Below are 18,911 nucleotides of genomic sequence, written 5' to 3' on the forward strand. Positions count from 1 at the left end.
CAGAAACCTCGCTGCCTTATTTAACTATTCCTTTCTCTAAATATTCGGCAAGGTTGGTGCGTACCTTCTGTCCGGCATCCTCAGCGGCTACCTTTGCCATATCGGCATCTACCATGAGTTTTACCAATTCTTTAAATGTAGTCTTTTCTGGGTTCCAACCCAATTCAGCCTTCGCCTTAGTCGGGTCTCCCCATAAGTTCACCACATCCGTCGGACGGAAGAAGTCGGGCGACACCTCTACCAGCACCTTGCCGGTATCCTTATCTATGCCTTTCTCATCAATGCCTTCACCTTGGAACTCCAGTTCGATGCCTACGTGCTTGAATGCCTCGTAACAGAACTCGCGCACGCTATGCTGCTTACCCGTTGCGATAACGAAATCTTCAGGCTTGTCATTTTGCAGGATAAGCCACATACATTCCACGTAGTCCTTGGCATATCCCCAGTCACGAAGTGAAGACAGGTTACCCAAATACAGTTTCTCCTGCTTGCCCTGCTTGATGCGTGCGGCAGCAAGCGTAATCTTGCGTGTCACGAAAGTCTCGCCACGCCGTTCGCTTTCGTGGTTGAACAGAATGCCCGAACAGCAGAACATGTTATATGCCTCACGATATTCCTTCACAATCCAATAACCGTATAGTTTTGCCACGGCATACGGGCTGTAAGGATGGAAAGGCGTATTCTCGTTCTGCGGCACTTCCTCCACCTTGCCATACAGTTCCGAAGTGGAAGCCTGATACATGCGGCAGGTATCAGCAAGACCACACTGGCGGATGGCTTCCAGGATACGAAGCACTCCCGTAGCATCCACGTCGCAAGTAAATTCCGGCGAATCGAAACTGACCTGCACATGGCTTTGGGCGGCAAGGTTATACACTTCGGTAGGACGTATCTTGTTCATCACCTGTATGATGCTCATCGAATCCCCCAAGTCTGCATAATGCAAGTGAAAATGCGGAAGCCCTTCCAAATGGGCGATACGCTCACGATAGTCCACCGATGAACGGCGGATGGTGCCGTGTACGTCATATCCTTTTTCTAATAAAAACTCGGCTAAATAAGAGCCGTCCTGTCCGGTGATACCGGTGATTAATGCCACTTTTCTCATTGTATATGAAATCTATTTTTGATTTTTATAGGAGTTATTCTAAACATTGCTTGTCATTGTCTGCAAACCAGTCAGCAATGGCTTCTTCAAACGTGTAATGGAAAGGATAGCCCGAAGCGGCAAACTTCTTGCCACAAATATTGGTGGATATCTGGAGCTTCTTCACCCGTGCCGGACAGATACCCATCGGGCTTCCCAAACATTGGGCGATGTAAGCGGCAGGCATAATCAAGGCGTTCGGAATATAAGGTACGAACTGCGTCAACCCTGTTATTTTCTTCATAGCCTGTACAATGTGTTCTATTGTATAAGCCGGTTCGTAACAGCAGTTATACAATTCCACTCCTTGCTCGTGATGTTCCAGTCGATACAGCATGAAGCGTACCAGTTCTTTCACATAAATGCATGCCTTGATGGTATCCTTACGTCCCGGATAAGCAAACGTATGCTTGCGGATACCCCAATACAGCCGGGTGAAGTTCCCGTTCTCGCCTTTTCCGAACACCACACCCGGACGCACAATGGTCAGCTGCCTGTTATCGCTATCCTTTGCTTGCCATATCTGATGAATCTTTTCCGCTACCAGCTTCGAGATGCCATACGGAGTATTGGGTGTAGGCAGAGTGGTTTCTTCTTTCAATGCTTCAGCAGCACCATACGGAGCTATCGAACTAGTGAAAACTATTTTCTTAATTCCGTGCTTTTCTGCAAAAGCACATACATTTTCCGCTCCACGGATATTCGTTTCAAAATACTCACGATCGGGATGTCCGGGTGTGCGGTGTACCGCAGCAAAGTTGAAGATGATGTCCTCGCTCGATACTGGCACGTCCAGCTTGATAGGCTTGCGCACATCACAATAAATAAACTTGGACGCTAAGGTTTCTCCTTCCTTCAATGGAGAACGGTAATGACCTTTTACGGCAGGAAGCGGAGTGCCCGGTTCCACAATGTCCAGATTATAAATGTTCGCTTCGGGATGTACTTCTTTCAAAAGTTTGGTGAGGTGAGTACCGATAAATCCGGTACCGCCAGTGATAAAATAATTCATATGCTTAAAATCTTTTTTAGATTAAATATTGATTGCTGATGGACTCATGACTCATAACACGTCTGATTGTCTCTGCAAACATGTCAGCTACAGTCAGTTGTTTTACCTTTTTACATTCTTTATAGAATGGAATACTGTCGGTAAAAACTATTTCGTCCAATTCAGAATCCTGTATGCGTCTTGATGCAGGATCTGACATAACGCAATGAGAAGCCATAGCACGCACTGATATGGCTCCAGCCGATTTAATAACATCAGCTGCTTGTACTATTGTTCCGGCTGTATCCACCATATCATCAATCAGAATGACATTTTTATCTTTTACATCACCTATAATCTGAATAGACGAAACAACATTGGCTTTTTCGCGTGTCTTATGTCCCAACACCAAAGGGACATTCAAATATTTAGCATATAAACTGGCACGTTTTGAACCGCCTACATCTGGAGTGGCTATAACGAGCTTCTCCAAATTTAGCTTTTTTATATAAGGAAGGAAAATGCTGGACGCATACAAATGATCTACTGGAATATTAAAGAATCCTTGTATTTGATCGGCGTGCAAATCCATCGTTATCAATCGGTCAATGCCGGCCACACTTAACATATCCGCCACTAACTTTGCACCTATAGAAACCCGTGGCTTGTCTTTCCGATCTTGACGTGCCCAGCCAAAATAGGGGATAACAGCTATGATATGTTTCGCTGATGCTCGCTTGGCAGCATCAATCATTAATAACAATTCCATTAGGTTGTCCGAAGTTGGGAAAGTGGATTGGACTAAAAATACGTGTTTACCTCGAATAGATTCCTCAAATGAGACAGCAAACTCACCATCCGCAAAATGCAATATGTTCATATTGCCTAAGGGACAACTCAAACTTTTGCATATTTTTTCGGCAAGATACTTTGAATTGCTTCCTGCAAAAATTTTAAAAGGTTCTTCCATGATAATCAGATAGGATATTCATTTTAAAAGTTCAAAATTGATGCTTTCTGTTTCCAATTTTTCTAGGGTATGTGCCGTTGGATTTACAACAATATTCTTCAATTTCTTTATTTTTAATAAAGGTATGTCATCATAATGGTCTGTCATTAGAACATCTAATGTCAGATGATGTTTCTCTAATTGTTTCAATGTGTTTTTACATTTTATTTCCTTTACATTTTCTTTCCAATTATGTATCTGCGAAGGCATCGGAGTAGCGCAGACACTATCAAAAGACAGCCGTTCAGCTATCAAAGAAGCATAACTGCAAGGAGCAGCGGTAGACAGGCATAAAAAGAAGCCTTGTTTGCGATAAGCCAAAGCGCATTCGTAAACTTTTCCGTTCCGAAAAGGTAAAATGGAGTCAACAAAGTCATTCAAGCGTTCCTGGTTCATGAAATGTGCCGAATGTTTTAATATGTGACGTTTCATCTTTTCGTGACTGGTCAAACGGCATTTCCTTAAACCTACCCAAAAGGCTAAGGCAACGGCTATATCCAACCGGCATTTTCTGCAAGCTAACTTACTTACAAATAAGATATAACTCTTGAATGTATTGATTGTCAATAATGTACCGTCCAAATCTATTACAATTGCTTTCTGCATCACCGCTTCTTTTTTACATCGTTCGACCATGGGAAACGTACCAACACCCTATTATGGTACAAGAAAAAGTCAGCGTCAATTATCGGATGGGGAGTTGTGACCGTAATTACTGCTATCTTTATTGCTACATTATCATAATGCGATTCCAAATATTCTTTCAGCAGATTTAAGGTTGCTCCCGAATCTATAGCGTCATCTACCAGTAATATGTTCTTGGGATTTTCTTTCAAGAAAGAGTCAATGTCATTGGGAATGGCAATTGTTCCGCTACGTTTGGGATTATGCTTCCGAGCCTTTTTCTCTAAAACAACAGACTCCAACATTCTCAACCAATTCAATAAAAAAGTTGGAGAATATTTCAAGACCAGTTTTAGCAATCCATTTTCTTTCTGCTTTGTATCAGGACGTTGTATTTTAATCTCTGCATACTTCCTGCCAGGCATTCCCGATAAAGTCTTAAATATTTCACGACCTACATATCCGCCTCCTGTTAATACTCCTATCACTAAATCCGGATTATATTCCTTGTCTATTTTTTGAGACAATAAAAGGCAAGACTCGGAGAAATCCGAGCCTAATAATGTAATTACTTTCATAGTAAATTATTTTAGAATTTCAACAAAGAATGATAGAATATATAGAAACGATAGTTGAAACGAAATCCCCAACTATAATGACTTTGTTGGGTTGTTGGAGAAGCATTTGTATCATGACGCCTATAATGTATAAGGTTGTCTGACAATAATATTCCTTTATATTTTAAATGAAGAATAGCGGCAATCCACATATCATGCCATAAAATAGACTTAGGAAATGGTAAAATATCCTTCAAACATTTTCGTCGAAAAGCCATACAGCATCCTAAATATCCCATTTTCCATAAATTGGGAAAGTAACCATACTTCGTTTTTCTTAAAGTAAAATAATCTGTATTTGTAGATTCTCCTTTAGTATTGACAATTAACGCATTATGTACGACAAAGTCCTTTGATTGAAGGGATTTTATACATTTATCAACTTTATCGCTACACCAGATATCATCTTGATCACATAGAAACAAGTAATCTCCTAAAGCATGCTTTAAAGCGTTTTCAAAATTTGGGACCACTCCATGATGATTTTGATTATGATACACCTTAATACGTGAATCCTTATAAGAAGCTATTATTTCAAATGTAGCATCCGAGCTGCCATCATCTGAAATGATAATTTCATCATTTACAGACAATTGAATAAGTATAGAGTCCAATTGTTCTTTTAAATATTTTGCACCGTTATAGGTGGCAAGACAGACTGAAATCATCGTAATTTTTTATATAGTAAATAACATTTTCTTAAAAGCCAAGCAAGTATGCCATTTTGTTGTTTGATAAATGAATCTATATGCTTTTCAAATTCCTTATCAGGATTTTTCGAACTAAATCCTTCATAATTATAATATGAAATCATTATAGGGATATATTGGAACTGATGCGTGGGGAAAATGGTTAGGTTGTATATATAATCAGCATATACTTTATATGCTAAATCATAAGAATGATTTTTGTAAACACATTTTGGGTAGAAAATGGATTGATGGCAAATATTTTCTAATGAGATAATGTATTTATTGAATTTCCCTTTGTACAAATCATTTCGTGTATTTCTATAAACATCTCCATAGTAAACACTATTTAAGGAAGTGATGTGGTTTGCTACTTGATTTAAGGTGTTGAACGAAGCGAAATGATCATCGGCTCCTAAAAAAATAACGAAATCTCCATTAGCGTGTTGTAATCCTTTATTCATAGCATCATAGATGCCTTTATCCGGTTCTGAAATCCAAAACGAAATTTTGTCTTTGTATTGCTTTAATAGATTGACAGTATTATCTGTACTTTTCCCGTCAATTACAATATATTCAAATTGGACATTTTTTTGATTTACGACGGATAAAATTGTTTCTTCTAAAGTCGTCTCTGCGTTATAAGTTGTGGTTACAACTGAAAAGATTATATTCTTCATAGAAAATATGTTTTAAGGATATTTTCAAATCATGATGTTATTGTAGAGTAATTAGCTCTTATAATTTTGCATGGGTTTCCTGCTGCAATAGAATCAGGTGGAATATCATGAGTAACTACACTCCCACTGCCAATAATACTTCGTGCTCCAATAGTGACGCCTTTTAGTATGATACATCTTGTTCCTATCAAAACGTCATCTTCTATAAAAGTAATCCACAATACAAGACAGCGTTTAAAACAATGTACACATTACCATTTGAATAAATTACACAACTTTGCAAACTATTTCTTTAAAGAATCTCCTATAACGCTCTTTTATATTTTTAGGACCACAGATTTCGGGAAACGTTGCCTTTTTATTTCTAGTTTTAAAAAGATTCAATAATTCATCCGAAGTATGGAATGAGGGTATATTTAAATCTTTGAATTTGTCATTAGGAGTTAATGATGAATAATGATACACTTCACCACCCCAATATAATATTTCGAATAAAACAGTAGAGTTTGAAATGATACAAAAGGAAATTTCATTAAAAAACTCTATTAGAGATGTTGCCTTTTCACAAGTTTTTCCATGATTATTATTAATCCTGTTCGCATATTCGTTTCCTTTAAAATTGGGATGATAACGAACAATAAAGCCATAATTCATTTTTTCTGCAAATATATTTGCTATATCAATCATTATAGAGTTATTCTCTTTTTCGTATTCTCCGTCTAAAATTATCCCAAATACTTTTTTAGAACCAAACTCCATTGATTGTGAATTAAGGCATTTTGCGATACCTAATACTTTTATTTTATTTTCATCTAGTCCGGCTTTAATTGCCTCATTTTTTGTGAATTGATTCCATACTAAAAAATAATCACTTATAAAATTTTTAAATTCTAAACCTGCAAAATCAATATTATTCTCTATCTCTTTTCTAGGTGCCAACATAACTCCATGTTGTAATGTTGCGGTTTTAATTCCATTCAATTTAAATAATTGAGAAAAATAATTATCTATAGGATAAGCATCATATAATACAACAAGTAATTGATACTTGTTTATATTAACCAGATGTTCTAACTCGTCTTGTTTATCTTTGATTTCAAGTAATATTCGTAAAGTTAAAATAGTTTGCTTAAATAAATATTTTTGTTTCAATAAAACTATTCCCCATGTAAAACATAACAAAGACATTTTGTAAAATCGTTTTAAAGAAAATATTTTGATTATATTCCATTTAATAAAATCATATTGCTTATTTTCAATCGTATCAGCAACATCAAGAAACAATTTCATTATATCTTTTCTATCCCTCACAGGATTGTATAAGAATAATATTTTGTTATCTTGCCTAGAATGGATTTCAATTGTATGATATTTGTAAATTAGATGTAATATTAACCCACTTAAAGACCTCAATAATTTATAAAAACGTTCCCATTTACTTCGCGTTTTATTCTCTATTTCTTCAATAGAGAGTTTCCAGTCGAAAACTTTGGTAAAATCGCAAAAATACAATCCTTTAAAATGCATCATATTTTAATTATAGAATGTGGTTAATAAATTCTCTTACACACCCATCTCCTCCTTTTCTTGTCATTATATGGATATCAGGAATCGCTTTCACTTCCTCGTAAGCATCAGCAGGACATGCCTTTACACCTACAGCTTCAAGCAATTCCATACAATTAATATCATCACCGATATAGGCAACTTCATCCAATGTGATGCCAAGTTGTTCGCATATTTCTTTTGTGACTGCCAATTTTCCGCCGTCTCGTTTTCCTTGATAGAGGAAATCCACTTTCAGCTTCTTGGCGCGGTTCTCTACAATCTTGGTGTTTTCTGAAGTAATGATACCGGTCTTTATGCCGACCTCACGCAATAGCTGGAAGCCCATGCCGTCACGGGTGTTAAACTTCTTCAGCTCATCACCATTTTCTGAATAATACATGCCACCATCAGTCAGCGTGCCATCCACGTCACACAAGAAAAGCCTGATCTTGACCTCTTTGCGTTTGGACAAGACATGCTTGCGCATCAGGTTCTCCAATACCACCCAGTCATTCGGCTCGTCAATCTCCGTTGCGGTATATTCCGGCATCTCGTAAATGCCGATATGTCCACTGAGACGGTTGCCCGATTCAAGAATATTCCTTACCTTATTTATATAGAAAGCTCCGTTCTCCATCAACATCCCTGAAAAGTTTTGCCTGCGAGGACGATTTCTGTAGTCGTAATTCATACTTGTACCATCTTCATTCCAGAAGAAACGGTAATTACGTACACAAGTCAAAATAGAATCATATTCTCCTTTACCATACACAGTAAGAGCTTCCGTAAAATGTACCGTTTCCGTCAAAGGCGATGTAGCCTGCACCAACATGAAGATGTCATCACTGGGAAGTTGAGCGTAGTGGATATACTCCAGCATAACGCTTTCTGTACTTGCCGTGTCACAGGCGTTCTCCGCAGAGCGTCGGTACACCTTGGTTTTTTTGTAAGACTGAGATGTCACTACGCGCTCTATCTTGTCAGAGTCTGTGGCGACGATTACCTCGTCCACCTCGGGACAATCCTCCAAAGCTTCGATGTTCCAGCAAACTAACGGCTTGCCGCAAAAAGGTTTGATGTTTTTAAGAGGGATGGACTTACTGCCACCCCTTACGGGTATGAATGCTATTGTTTTCATAAAAGCATTGTATTACTTTCTTGTTTTACAATAATATTGTTTCGATTTCTCTCGATTTGTCCTGCCATGTAATAAAAAAACACTCCAAAATAAACGGTCGCATATCTTGTCATATTGGATGAAATAAAACTGCCAAACAAGAAACATGCTATCAAATATGCGAGCATATCAGCATGGGAAAATTTGACTTTGATTGCGATTACTATGTTTTTCAAATAACTAATTATTAAAAAAACAAAAAGTGATAAACCCAAAATGCCGAAATTATACAATATGTCTATGAAATCATTATGGGCTCCTATTGCATTCCAAAGGAATCTATATGTTAGTTTATGGGAAGCTTCGTAGCCATTACCGAAAATTATAGTCAATGCATCTTGATTACTTACATCATTTAGAATCAAGTCCCATATTTCTTCTCGTCCATTGGATATGTCGTCTCTTTCGCTCCAACGTCCTAGCCAGTCTGACAAAAAAGTATCAAAATAGATATCAATAATATAGTAGCCAATAAATGCAACCAATGATAATGACAGGATTGCCTTCACGTTGATTCTTCCATTAATAAGCAAAGAAATTATTAATCCGACAAACATCGTTACCAAGGGACCACGTTTGGTTGAAAGCATCATGACAATGGCAAACAAAAGTATAATCGATATACGTAAAGGCTTGTTCAATATAAATAAAACAGAAGACATCCATAACAATAAGTAAGGAACGGTTTGATATAGAAAGGTACCAATTTCACTACCTATAGATAAACTTGCCACACCTCCATAAGACAACATTATGAAAAAGGAATACAATAAGGCAACAATGGTAATACCCGCGATAATCTTTTTAGTCAAATCCATCATTATCTTATTATCCTTATATCCCATAATCCAAAATGATATTCCCGTAGTAATGAATACATGATAGAACAAAGGTTCGTAAGGATTATATATTTCACTTAAAGGAGGGGTCAGAATTTGGTAGACCAATACTAATATAACATATAAAAGACTGCATTTTATTATACCCGTTTTGTCTAGTTTAAGCAATTTCCAGTTAGAAAGTATAAAAATAAAATTGAAAGCACTTAGTAAATAACATCCTAAGCGTACACCTCCAACTTGTAGAATCTGCATTAACCCCAACAAATAAATACAAGGCAAAATATATTTAGATATAATGTTCAGCATGACCAAGAAAAGTCTATTTATTTAATAAATCGATTAGATACTTGAGAAAAGACATACCCTCCCAAAAAGCAGCACACGAAAGTCAGTATTGTGAATGCATCTTTATTTGTAATAAAATGCGGAAATATGGCAAACCAAAGTATCTGGAATAAGAATACGTGATAAGTAAGCCTTCCAAGGAAAAGGATTTTACTATATTGCATATTTTTTAAAAGATACATGCTTAAGGCCACAAGCATGGCTGGATAGAATGCGGCAAAGCCGTTCTCTCCCGTACTCCATCCTGCATTCTCGAAGAACAAGTAGGGAATATCCAAAGACGAATAATTTCGTAAATACAAGTAAATGGCAGATAGCACTGCAAACCACCACATCCTTTTAATAAACCAAAAAGGTGATTTTTCTTTTATAATCATCCCTAATCTAAAGCAAAGAGCATAACGCAATGGACATGATGAGTAAATAGTTTTCCCACATGAGTTTGATGCTTCATAAATCACATCAAACATATACCCTAAAACGAACAACAAACTGAGAAAAATCCCTATAGACATACGTTCCTTCATGCGATATATCAGTGGAGATACCAATACGAATAGGAAATAAAGCAATATCCAATATGTTCCCGGACCGGCGAAAGGCAACAAGCCTATAGGAAGATAATGTATAGAGAATGGTTTGTGTAGAATAATGGCAATGATCAATGAAACGATGTAAAGCATGAAATAACTCAGATAGGACTTGCCGAGCGAATGCCAATTTATCGTCTCTCTACAATTATATCCCATAAGCACCATGAATATCGGTACGGCTTGTGCATACCAAAACACACCTCCATAAGTTGTTTTTCCAATCATATGTATGATAAGGACACCGCAAATGGCAAATAGCTTTAATAAATCTAACGAAGCGATTCGATGTTGTAATCTTGACATGTTCATTTCATCTATTTCCAATTCCCTAATAAATAATGTCGAGTTATTTTATATTTGGACAATAATAAAACGGTGATGTAGCTTATCAAAAGAATACAAACAGAAATAATTGGCACAAATATCCAATCATAGAGGTATTCATTCAAGCCCAATTCTTTTCTACCATAAAATTGAAATACTATGGTTTGGACAATGTATATTCCTAATGTATGTTGTCCTAAATTGCCAAACAAATAGAATTTTTTCAGAAAATAGACTGAAGATATTATCAACAAAATTCCAGCACAGCCTGCCATTAACCTTAAAGCCGCCCGCAATACGTCCATCGGCTGTGAATTATACATATAGCATTCATAGTCCCAATAATGAAATGAAATGCCAAGAAATATAACCGAACAAAGGAAAGATACCCGTTTGTGTTTTAACACCCATCTCTCAGCACAAGAATTGCGAAAGAGATGTCCAAAAATGAAAAACAAATAAAGGTACTGTGCATTAAATAATATTCCAGATTTATAATACCCGATAATTTGTAGCATTAGGAACAAAACAACGAATGCTAATATTTTACCCTCCCAATTGTTAATTTTTTGTTTATTGCAAATAAATACAACGAAGTATGTACATATCGAGCAAATAAACAGACATTTGAGAAACCACAAATCCCCTTTTAATAAGGGAAAAAACTGATGTATATCAAATATTCCTTTATTACAACAGTCTGCAATAAAGATGAAAGGGGTTGCAATAATAGCAGGAATAATCAGAGTCTTTACTTTATTTTCAACATAATTTCTCGGATTTCTGTTGGCATTAAAGAAATATCCAGATACGAAAATAAATAAAGGCATATGAAACATATAAATGAACATATATATAGGATTTTCCCACCAACTTGTTTGTCCAATATCAATGTGGGATATTGTATGTCCATATATGACTAAAAATATAGCTATCCCTTTTATATAATCGTACTGAATATTTCTTTTGGTGGTTGTTACCATTTCACTTGATGTTTTTTCAGTTTATCTCTCTGCACTTTCTCTATATCGAGAATATCCTCTTTCTTATAAGTCAACGCTTTTGCCACGGCACGGCAGTCGCGAGCTAACTTACGCACACCGTCCGGTTCCAAAGATGCCGCATGATCTGTACCTTTCCATGTACGGTCAAGCGTATAGTGACGCTCTATCCATTCAGCACCTAAAGCTACGGCAGCACTGTCTACAGCTATCCCCAAGTGATGACCGGAAAAGCCTATGGCTTTTACCCTATCTGCATACAATTCACGCAAACGAGTGATTTCAAGCAAGCAAATGTCCTCGAAAGGCACGGGGTAACCCGATGTGCAATCATATATTACCAAATCCTTGTTACGGCCTTTGGATTCAAATAATCGGATAATCTGTTCTTCCTCGTCATGGGTCGTCATGCCGAAAGATAAATGGATTTCACCGCCGAAGTTATCGCACAGGTATTCTAACAAGCCTTTGTTCAAGTTGCAGGCGGAAGGCACTTTTATCAGATTGGGATGCAGCGTGCAGATTTCCTTTGCCGAAGTAATGTCCCATACCGAAGTGGAATATTCCACGCCGAACTCGTTACACCATTCCTGCAACTGGCGGTGCTGGTCAAGGTTGAATTCCAGAAATTCCCGGTGCTCACCGTATGTCTTTCCGTATGAATTTTCTGGATGAGGATGCGGGGCATTGTATTCTTCCGGTGTCAACAGTTCCTTGACACAACGTTTTTGAAACTTGACAACATCCACCTTGCAGTAGGTGGCAGCCGTCATAATCATCTCTTTTGCGATTGCCATGTCACCCTTGTGGTTGCAACCGATTTCTGCAATGATTTTTGGAGCTTTCATTTGTTTTTGATTATAGATTTTATATAATTCATGTTCTGTTGGGTAATATTCCACAACTTGCGTTGTTCGTCTTTGAGGATAGGAATCAATATTTCTGTAGATTCATACAGTTTTTTCGCTTTTTCAAGCAATTCTGCTTCAAAAGACGGATTCAATACATCTACTCCCCATTCTGGATGATGTATGTCATCTAAGAACCATTGCATTTTATCATGGGAAATAATAGAAAGGATGGGGGTGTTGCATCCAAAAGGAATCATTTGTGCGTGTCCACGCATACCTATCACCAATCTTGGCTTAGAGTATGCCGAAAGCATCTGCTCTGTTCTTTTAAATTCTATATATTCATAATTGATAGACAGTGCATCTAAGTAGGGACAAATCTTTCCGTCCGTATTTGCATGAGCATAAATTTTAATTTTTGCAAATTTCGATAGCTTACTTATTACTCTTGCTATACCTTTTAGAGTTTCGTCACCGGATATTCTCAGTTGCTGGCGGTCGAAAGCGCAATTCAAAGCAATAAAATCGTCTTTCTTTTCATATTGGTGCAATCGAGGATACAACAAAGAAGTCAGTGTAGTCATGCAAGGCTGGAAAACCAATTTGTTTTTTGATGCTTCTGTCTTCAGATATCTTTTTAAATTCTCAATGCTTCCGTGGTTTCGAAGTCCGATAAATTTTGCCTTTTCAACAAATTTATTTATATGTTCTTGAAAAACAGGTTCAAAATCATCTTGTCCTCTAAATCTGTTATATCCTATAGCAAAAGCGATTAAAGGAGATTCTATTTTATCTAACATTTCCAAACTGCAACTCCATTGCCAGCCGGATAAATCATTTGGGTTTGTATCTTTCAAAAACAATCCGCCACCTCCAATTACGACTAAATCAGATTGATTGTAAACTGATATGTCCTTATCTGTCACTTCTTTGTATACAGACCTATTAATCCATTTCTTTACTCCAATTTGTGAATTAAAGAGATTCCTCAATGCAATAGGTAGATAGGTATCTCCCATATTACCATTCCCATACGCTGATATATGGGTTACAATTAAACCAAAATCAGAAACGAAGGGATATTCTGAAATACATGGCACTCTGTTGCCAATAACCAATTTATAGATTTTTCTTAAAATCCTTTTGATAATTCTCATTTGATACGTAGTTTTAATTGTTTTAAAATGAATGATTTTTCAAGACGTGTGAATCCTGTCGTAAAAATTAGAATACTGGATAAACTCATCTGGACGGCTATGGTTACAATAATGTTCATTGTTGAAATAACAGGCATTAGAATATAAAACAGTAGCATAAGAAAGATAAGTGGAATGCTTATCTTTATGATAACGTCCTTCATATAATCATTTATGGATAAACCTATAATGTTTTTACAGATATATAATCGTGGAAACATTGACAAGAGGATTATTGCCAAATTTATCCATAATGTAGTTTCAGGATTATAATCCATACGAAGGAATATATAAGATATAGGAATATTTAAAAGGAAAAGTATGGATACCGTCAATTGGTATATTTTTATTTTTCCGGAAGCCTGTAACATATTGGCTAAAGGTACGGATAACACTTCAATCAATGATGACAGCATTATTATTCTTAAAAAAACAACTGTATGTTCAGGTACATCTTTTAGCCAAATGGACAGGATTTCTTCCGTATTCAGCATAATGGGAATCGTGATGACCAACATCAAATAGAAAGCATACCTTGAACTTTGATAGCCCAAGTCCAACATTCCTTTCGTATCTCCTCCGGCATATAACTTTACCAGTTGCGGGCGGACAGCCGTATAAAAATTGTTCGTGAAATTGGTAATGGCATTGTTTACTTGAAGTGCGATGCCATACGCCGCATTCAATACAGGATTGAAGAACAGGTTTATTAGGATGTTCAGCCCTTGCCCTCGTAAAATATTGGCCAATGCTCCAATCATGTTCCATCCTGCGAACGAAAGCATATTTCGGAACAGGTTGTGATCTTTGTAATGGCTGTATCGGCAAAAATCAAAATACCGGCGGCAATACCATACATAATAAAGTTGGACAGAAGCTATGACGATGAACATCAATATGGCATACACTTTCAGATGATCCATTACGATATAGGGTAATAGCCAAGCGATTGCCAACTTTAGTCCAGCATCGACAATACTTGAATAGGCAAATACATTCATGCGTTCCATCGCTATAATGGAAGCGTTATATGGGATGCATAGCAATGTGATAATAAACGATAATATGGAACTTTGATAAACAAAATTTGCTGCCGTCAAACGTCCTACAGGAATAGTCAATTGATTATTGACAAACCACAATCCTACAGTCTCGGATAATAATAGGATGAGGCCAACCAGTAACAGGTAAGTGTACATGGAAACGGAAAACACTTTCATAAGAGAACCATTTTCCTGCTTTCCCATCTCAAATGACAGAAACCGTTGTGTGGCAGAGGCCATAGTGCCGCTCAGGAAACTGAACAAGGACACGATTCCACCAATCACATTATAAATTCCATAGTCTTCCGCTCCCAGCACGTCCAGTATCACCCGTACCGTGTAAAGAGACACAGCCATCGTGATAAGCTGGCGAAGATAAAGGAAGAGTGTGTTCTTGGCTATGCGCTTGTTGTTGACTAAATAATCTGTCATACAAATTATTTTGTAGTCCACCAAAGATTCGAATTCTGACCTGCATCTTTTAGATAAGGATATGACATTATCCCTATCCAGAGGATGCTGCACTGACCATTATACGAGTGAACTGTATATTATTTCACAATCTGCAACCGATGGCACTATGTTCCATGTCATATTGGCACAATGTTTGATATATCCTAACATTCTTTCTTTCGTCCTTACCTTTGCCTTTTGTTTGACGTTTGCAAAGCAAGCATTGCTCAATACTTCTGGAGAGTTCCAGCGTATTGCGCTTTCAAGCGAGCATACAATCATATCTGCTATATTTTTGATATTGGCTGTACAAAGGGTAAAATCATCAAATGTCAGATTTTCTATCTTATTAGGGGCTGACAGAGTTGGGTAAAAAGCATGTATGGCATTTATATCAAGAGCATTGTATGCATCTTCTATTTTAGTGGAATCGATTGAAGCATGTGCCACTGCATTACGCAATGTCCGGTAATAATCAAACAAGTCTTTTTGAAAAACTGTCAGATCAACAGTTATATGTAAATCCGCATTTATATGATTGATAAGCCTATTCAACTCCGTATTAGGCATGCCTGCCGGAGCTTTTTTCCCAATATCAAACATGGGATGTCCCATGCCTTTTATGTCTTCTTGCAAGTCTTCTACAAATGATTCAAGAAAAGCACGAGGGATAATCAGGTGCCGAAGAATGATTTTCTGTTTGTAGTTTTCTATGTCTATATTATGCAAATTCATTCCCAGTTCAGTTGCGGTAGCCTTGACATATTGATTATAGGTCATTTCTGTTGCATTATACCCTTGTTCAAGATGCCTTAAAGCAACTTCAATATATTGTGTGAAAGCATCCATTTCACCTAATAGCTTCTTAAGTTTCTTCACGGATGGAAGGGTGAACGATGTTCCTCTAATCGATTTGTTGTGCATGGCTATAACATTGTAACGTTATATGGAAATGTCCTTGCATATTATTGACATTGAAACTTCTCCCACACATCCAATGCATACGGCACACCATAATTTTCGTATGCCTCCGTATGCTTCGATTTCTCCAATCCGTCTTTCAATCGCTGCAACTCTTTCGCTGGAAAATTCCTACTCTTAATAGAACTGATGATTGCCTCCATCATGTCTTGGCAAACATAGTCGGGACTGTACATGTCATCGAAATAGTTGTAATGCTCGTCTTCCACAAAGTGGTAAGTAAGGCTTTCGAGCACTTCGATTAGAACAGTTACGGCTTCGGCATACTTGCCTTGGCTTAACGATTCACGAACTGCTTTCTGATAGGGGGCAAGCAGGTTTGCAATGGTATCGCAATCCTCATCGATATTCCGCTTGTTGAAAACGGTTTCGATTTCAGCTTTCAACGGAGTCAGTTCGATGTCAGTACGTGATTTGTCTTTCATACGCTGACGGATATAGCTCATTTTAAGTTTGTGAGTTTATGAGTTTGTGAGTTGACATCCTGCCCTTGTTTTTATGAAGATACCTTCATTAGAAGGTAGACCTCACTCTTGTAACGGATGAAAAGCCTTTCAAAATCTTCACTGCTGTACATATCATTATAATTTTAATGTTTACAGTGCGAAGGCAGGCACATCTATCTGAACGGGCAATACGTCAGTTTTGGACGCTTACATTATTATCCCCATATTCAGCTAGAAATTCGACAGGAGTGTATATTTTTAATAAAGTAGGCGAGACATGTTGAAAATCATGTATGTTCAATGTTAACAGGACATCGCAACCGGATGATAAGGCAGCCTGATATTGATAACTGTCCTCAATATCGTTAAAATGAATATCGTTTATACCAGCTTTCCAGCTTATTCCGCTTTCAATGTGATATTCCAGAAGCAAGCCATTCAAGATACGCCTTAATTCAGATATACGTTCGTCTTTTTCAAGTCCATCTTTTTTCAGATAATTTTCTATGAGGTAAGTCAACGTATAAAAAGAACCGCATGACAAGACTTTCTCTACATCCATCCTGCTCAAATAATGGAATATTCGCCTTATCGTTTCAGCTTCTTTGCGTTTGAAGAGATATTCTATAATGATGTTAGTATCACAAAACACTTTCATAGCTGATACTTGTCTTTTAAGTATTCATCCCTCATTTCTTTGTAAGACAAACCATCGTCATGGTTCAGTATACCGTAGAGCTCGTCTAATGAATACGGTTTGTCAACATGACCGGACAATATCTCTTCTTTCTTCTGCCTGTCTATATCCTTGGACAAAAGGCGTTGCAACTTGATTTTTACGTCAAGGCTTTGTGAACGAATAATATCAAACAGTTTATCCGCCATTTTGTCGTTTGGTTCAATAGTTACAGTTGCTGCCATAAGTGAAAAAATATAACTCTACAAGGCAAATATAGCCGTTTCTATTTTATTAAGCAAATGTCTGAATGAAAAATTTTGGCAAAATGAAGACATTCGTATTACATTCGTATTACTTTTTTAAGGATATATACTGCATCGGCGGTTGCAGTATATATTCATCAGCAGTTGCAGTATATATTCAACTGCCGATGCAGTATATATTCATTTTTCGGGTGTACTATCCTGTATGTTCTGTTCTGCCTGCTGCGCGTTCGGGGCGATGAGGTTCTGGCCGCCGTTGATGATGCAGACAAACTGGGGGTCTTCCCGTTCGTGGAGCTTGTCTATCTCATCGTGGTACTCCTTGGGCATTATCCAGCGGAGAAGGCACTTCACGTGCGAGAGGTCGGCGTTGCGGTTTTCATTCAGGTATTCCTGAGCGGCGGCTATCTGCCTGAGGTAAGGTATCTCAAAAAAGGGAGTTACAGGCAGTTATCGCCCGCCAGTGCGGGCTGGGAGTTAGATGCCAATACCTTTTGCACCGCTTTCAGAAGCAAGGCTATTTTCTATAGGATGTCGCTTATCCTTATCCTTTTCACCATGTTCTGCCACGAATGCCTTGCGACAGTGAGGTTCAGCGGATAACCAAGCTCCATCGTCTCGCCCAATTTCTTCAGGCTGTAATTGATGCGGTGCAGGATGCCATCATACTGTCTCCATTGCTCGCGCGGAGATTTTGCCGTGATGACAGGGAAAAGCCGTGTCGTCCCTTCCTGTTTGTAGCGGTCCGCAATCTCCTGCAGAGCCTGCTCCCACGGAATGGAAATCTCCTTGCCGGTGATGTGTTGGCAGTAAGTAAGCTGTCCGTTCTTGATATTCTTTCTCGTCAACCGGAAAATGTCATCGCTCCTCATGCCCTTGGTATAAACTGTGAACAGGAAAATGTCACGGGCGAATACTACCTGCTGTGACTCGCCGCTCAAGTCCAAATCACGCAGGCGTTTCACCTCATCAAGCGTCAACCCGTTCCTGTCTTTCTTGACGCGGTAGCTCACGTCCATGCCTTCAAAGGGGTTGCTGTCGGCAGCAAGGCCGTCATCAACGGCAAGACGGTACACCCGCTTCAAATTCCGGATATAGAGGGAAATGGTATTGCGCCCCAGCTCCTGATTCTTCAGCCACGTGTGGTAGTTGCGTATCAACAGGGCGTCAAAGTCCTTGAAAGGCACTTCGTTTTTTCCCAGATAGGCGATGAACCTCCTGAGATACATTTTCAACTTATTGGCGGCGTCATACCGTCCCTCATCCCTCAGTTTCTCAACGCGGGAGTTGGCGTAGGCGATGAAACCGAAACCTTCCAGTTCCTCTCCAGCCCCTCTCCAACTATCCCCAGGAGGAGAGAGGGTTATGATTGCCGTCTGCATGTTCTTTTTTCTGTTGTTATCCACTTTTAT

At 38.1% G+C, this 18,911-nt stretch carries 21 protein-coding genes and 1 pseudogene; all 22 read right to left on the minus strand.

Features of this window, described 5'->3' with window-relative positions:
• Positions 1 to 16 precede the first annotated feature (16 nt).
• On the minus strand, positions 17 to 1,108 hold the full coding sequence (gmd, locus tag B5F25_RS05240; protein WP_087208948.1) for a GDP-mannose 4,6-dehydratase: 1,092 nt from the start codon (positions 1,106 to 1,108) through the stop codon (positions 17 to 19).
• A gap of 34 nt (positions 1,109 to 1,142) precedes the next feature.
• On the minus strand, positions 1,143 to 2,159 hold the full coding sequence (locus B5F25_RS05245) for an NAD(P)-dependent oxidoreductase (protein WP_087208946.1): 1,017 nt from the start codon (positions 2,157 to 2,159) through the stop codon (positions 1,143 to 1,145).
• Positions 2,160 to 2,175: 16 nt separating this feature from the next.
• On the minus strand, positions 2,176 to 3,108 hold the full coding sequence (locus B5F25_RS05250) for a ribose-phosphate pyrophosphokinase (protein ID WP_087208944.1): 933 nt from the start codon (positions 3,106 to 3,108) through the stop codon (positions 2,176 to 2,178).
• An 18-nt stretch (positions 3,109 to 3,126) separates the two neighbouring features.
• Entirely contained in the window at positions 3,127 to 3,753 is a 627-nt protein-coding gene (locus B5F25_RS05255; RefSeq protein ID WP_158100102.1) for an HAD family hydrolase, read from the minus strand.
• Complete coding sequence (locus B5F25_RS05260) at positions 3,753 to 4,349, minus strand: phosphoribosyltransferase (RefSeq protein WP_087208940.1); 597 nt, start codon at positions 4,347 to 4,349, stop codon at positions 3,753 to 3,755. Before B5F25_RS05260 ends, B5F25_RS05255 begins: the two co-directional genes overlap by 1 nt.
• A gap of 11 nt (positions 4,350 to 4,360) precedes the next feature.
• A complete protein-coding gene (locus tag B5F25_RS05265) occupies positions 4,361 to 5,056 on the minus strand; it encodes a glycosyltransferase (protein ID WP_087208938.1) in 696 nt (231 codons plus the stop codon).
• A complete protein-coding gene (locus B5F25_RS05270) occupies positions 5,053 to 5,757 on the minus strand; it encodes a glycosyltransferase family 2 protein (RefSeq protein WP_087208936.1) in 705 nt (234 codons plus the stop codon). The genes B5F25_RS05265 and B5F25_RS05270 overlap by 4 nt, the downstream gene beginning before the upstream one ends.
• A gap of 29 nt (positions 5,758 to 5,786) precedes the next feature.
• Positions 5,787 to 5,963 (minus strand): annotated as a pseudogene (locus B5F25_RS05275) (DapH/DapD/GlmU-related protein); the annotation flags it as partial.
• A 61-nt stretch (positions 5,964 to 6,024) separates the two neighbouring features.
• Positions 6,025 to 7,287: a hypothetical protein gene (locus B5F25_RS05280; protein WP_140406861.1), complete on the minus strand. Its 1,263-nt coding sequence runs from the start codon at positions 7,285 to 7,287 to the stop codon at positions 6,025 to 6,027.
• Between the two features lie 7 nt (positions 7,288 to 7,294).
• Positions 7,295 to 8,443 carry an acylneuraminate cytidylyltransferase gene (locus B5F25_RS05285; protein WP_087248112.1) on the minus strand — a complete coding sequence of 383 codons (1,149 nt, stop codon included), beginning with the start codon at positions 8,441 to 8,443 and terminating at the stop codon, positions 7,295 to 7,297.
• The gene (locus B5F25_RS05290; protein WP_087208930.1) at positions 8,440 to 9,630 is read right to left on the minus strand and encodes an O-antigen ligase family protein; all 1,191 of its coding nucleotides are present in this window, start codon (positions 9,628 to 9,630) and stop codon (positions 8,440 to 8,442) included. The genes B5F25_RS05285 and B5F25_RS05290 overlap by 4 nt, the downstream gene beginning before the upstream one ends.
• Before the next feature lie 17 nt (positions 9,631 to 9,647).
• Complete coding sequence (locus B5F25_RS05295; protein WP_140406862.1) at positions 9,648 to 10,565, minus strand: acyltransferase; 918 nt, start codon at positions 10,563 to 10,565, stop codon at positions 9,648 to 9,650.
• 11 nt (positions 10,566 to 10,576) lie between these two features.
• On the minus strand, positions 10,577 to 11,569 hold the full coding sequence (locus tag B5F25_RS05300; RefSeq protein ID WP_087208926.1) for an acyltransferase family protein: 993 nt from the start codon (positions 11,567 to 11,569) through the stop codon (positions 10,577 to 10,579).
• Positions 11,563 to 12,435 (minus strand): N-acetylneuraminate synthase family protein, encoded by an 873-nt coding sequence (locus B5F25_RS05305; RefSeq protein WP_087248116.1) that lies wholly within the window; start codon positions 12,433 to 12,435, stop codon positions 11,563 to 11,565. Before B5F25_RS05305 ends, B5F25_RS05300 begins: the two co-directional genes overlap by 7 nt.
• Positions 12,432 to 13,595 (minus strand): polysaccharide pyruvyl transferase family protein, encoded by a 1,164-nt coding sequence (locus tag B5F25_RS05310; protein WP_087248118.1) that lies wholly within the window; start codon positions 13,593 to 13,595, stop codon positions 12,432 to 12,434. The genes B5F25_RS05305 and B5F25_RS05310 overlap by 4 nt, the downstream gene beginning before the upstream one ends.
• Positions 13,592 to 15,109: an oligosaccharide flippase family protein gene (locus B5F25_RS05315; RefSeq protein ID WP_087248120.1), complete on the minus strand. Its 1,518-nt coding sequence runs from the start codon at positions 15,107 to 15,109 to the stop codon at positions 13,592 to 13,594. The genes B5F25_RS05310 and B5F25_RS05315 overlap by 4 nt, the downstream gene beginning before the upstream one ends.
• Positions 15,110 to 15,208: 99 nt before the next feature.
• The gene (locus tag B5F25_RS05320) at positions 15,209 to 16,009 is read right to left on the minus strand and encodes a hypothetical protein (RefSeq protein WP_140406863.1); all 801 of its coding nucleotides are present in this window, start codon (positions 16,007 to 16,009) and stop codon (positions 15,209 to 15,211) included.
• A gap of 86 nt (positions 16,010 to 16,095) precedes the next feature.
• A complete protein-coding gene (locus tag B5F25_RS05325; RefSeq protein ID WP_241148359.1) occupies positions 16,096 to 16,536 on the minus strand; it encodes a YfdX family protein in 441 nt (146 codons plus the stop codon).
• 214 nt (positions 16,537 to 16,750) lie between these two features.
• The gene (locus B5F25_RS05330) at positions 16,751 to 17,215 is read right to left on the minus strand and encodes a PIN domain-containing protein (RefSeq protein ID WP_087248126.1); all 465 of its coding nucleotides are present in this window, start codon (positions 17,213 to 17,215) and stop codon (positions 16,751 to 16,753) included.
• Entirely contained in the window at positions 17,212 to 17,478 is a 267-nt protein-coding gene (locus tag B5F25_RS05335; RefSeq protein ID WP_140406864.1) for a hypothetical protein, read from the minus strand. Before B5F25_RS05335 ends, B5F25_RS05330 begins: the two co-directional genes overlap by 4 nt.
• Before the next feature lie 201 nt (positions 17,479 to 17,679).
• Entirely contained in the window at positions 17,680 to 17,853 is a 174-nt protein-coding gene (locus tag B5F25_RS22400; RefSeq protein WP_239466190.1) for a hypothetical protein, read from the minus strand.
• A 170-nt stretch (positions 17,854 to 18,023) separates the two neighbouring features.
• Positions 18,024 to 18,905 (minus strand): site-specific integrase, encoded by an 882-nt coding sequence (locus tag B5F25_RS05345; RefSeq protein ID WP_241148360.1) that lies wholly within the window; start codon positions 18,903 to 18,905, stop codon positions 18,024 to 18,026.
• Positions 18,906 to 18,911: the final 6 nt, after the last annotated feature.

This window comes from Bacteroides sp. An19, assembly GCF_002160215.1.
GTDB lineage: Bacteria > Bacteroidota > Bacteroidia > Bacteroidales > Bacteroidaceae > Phocaeicola > Phocaeicola intestinalis.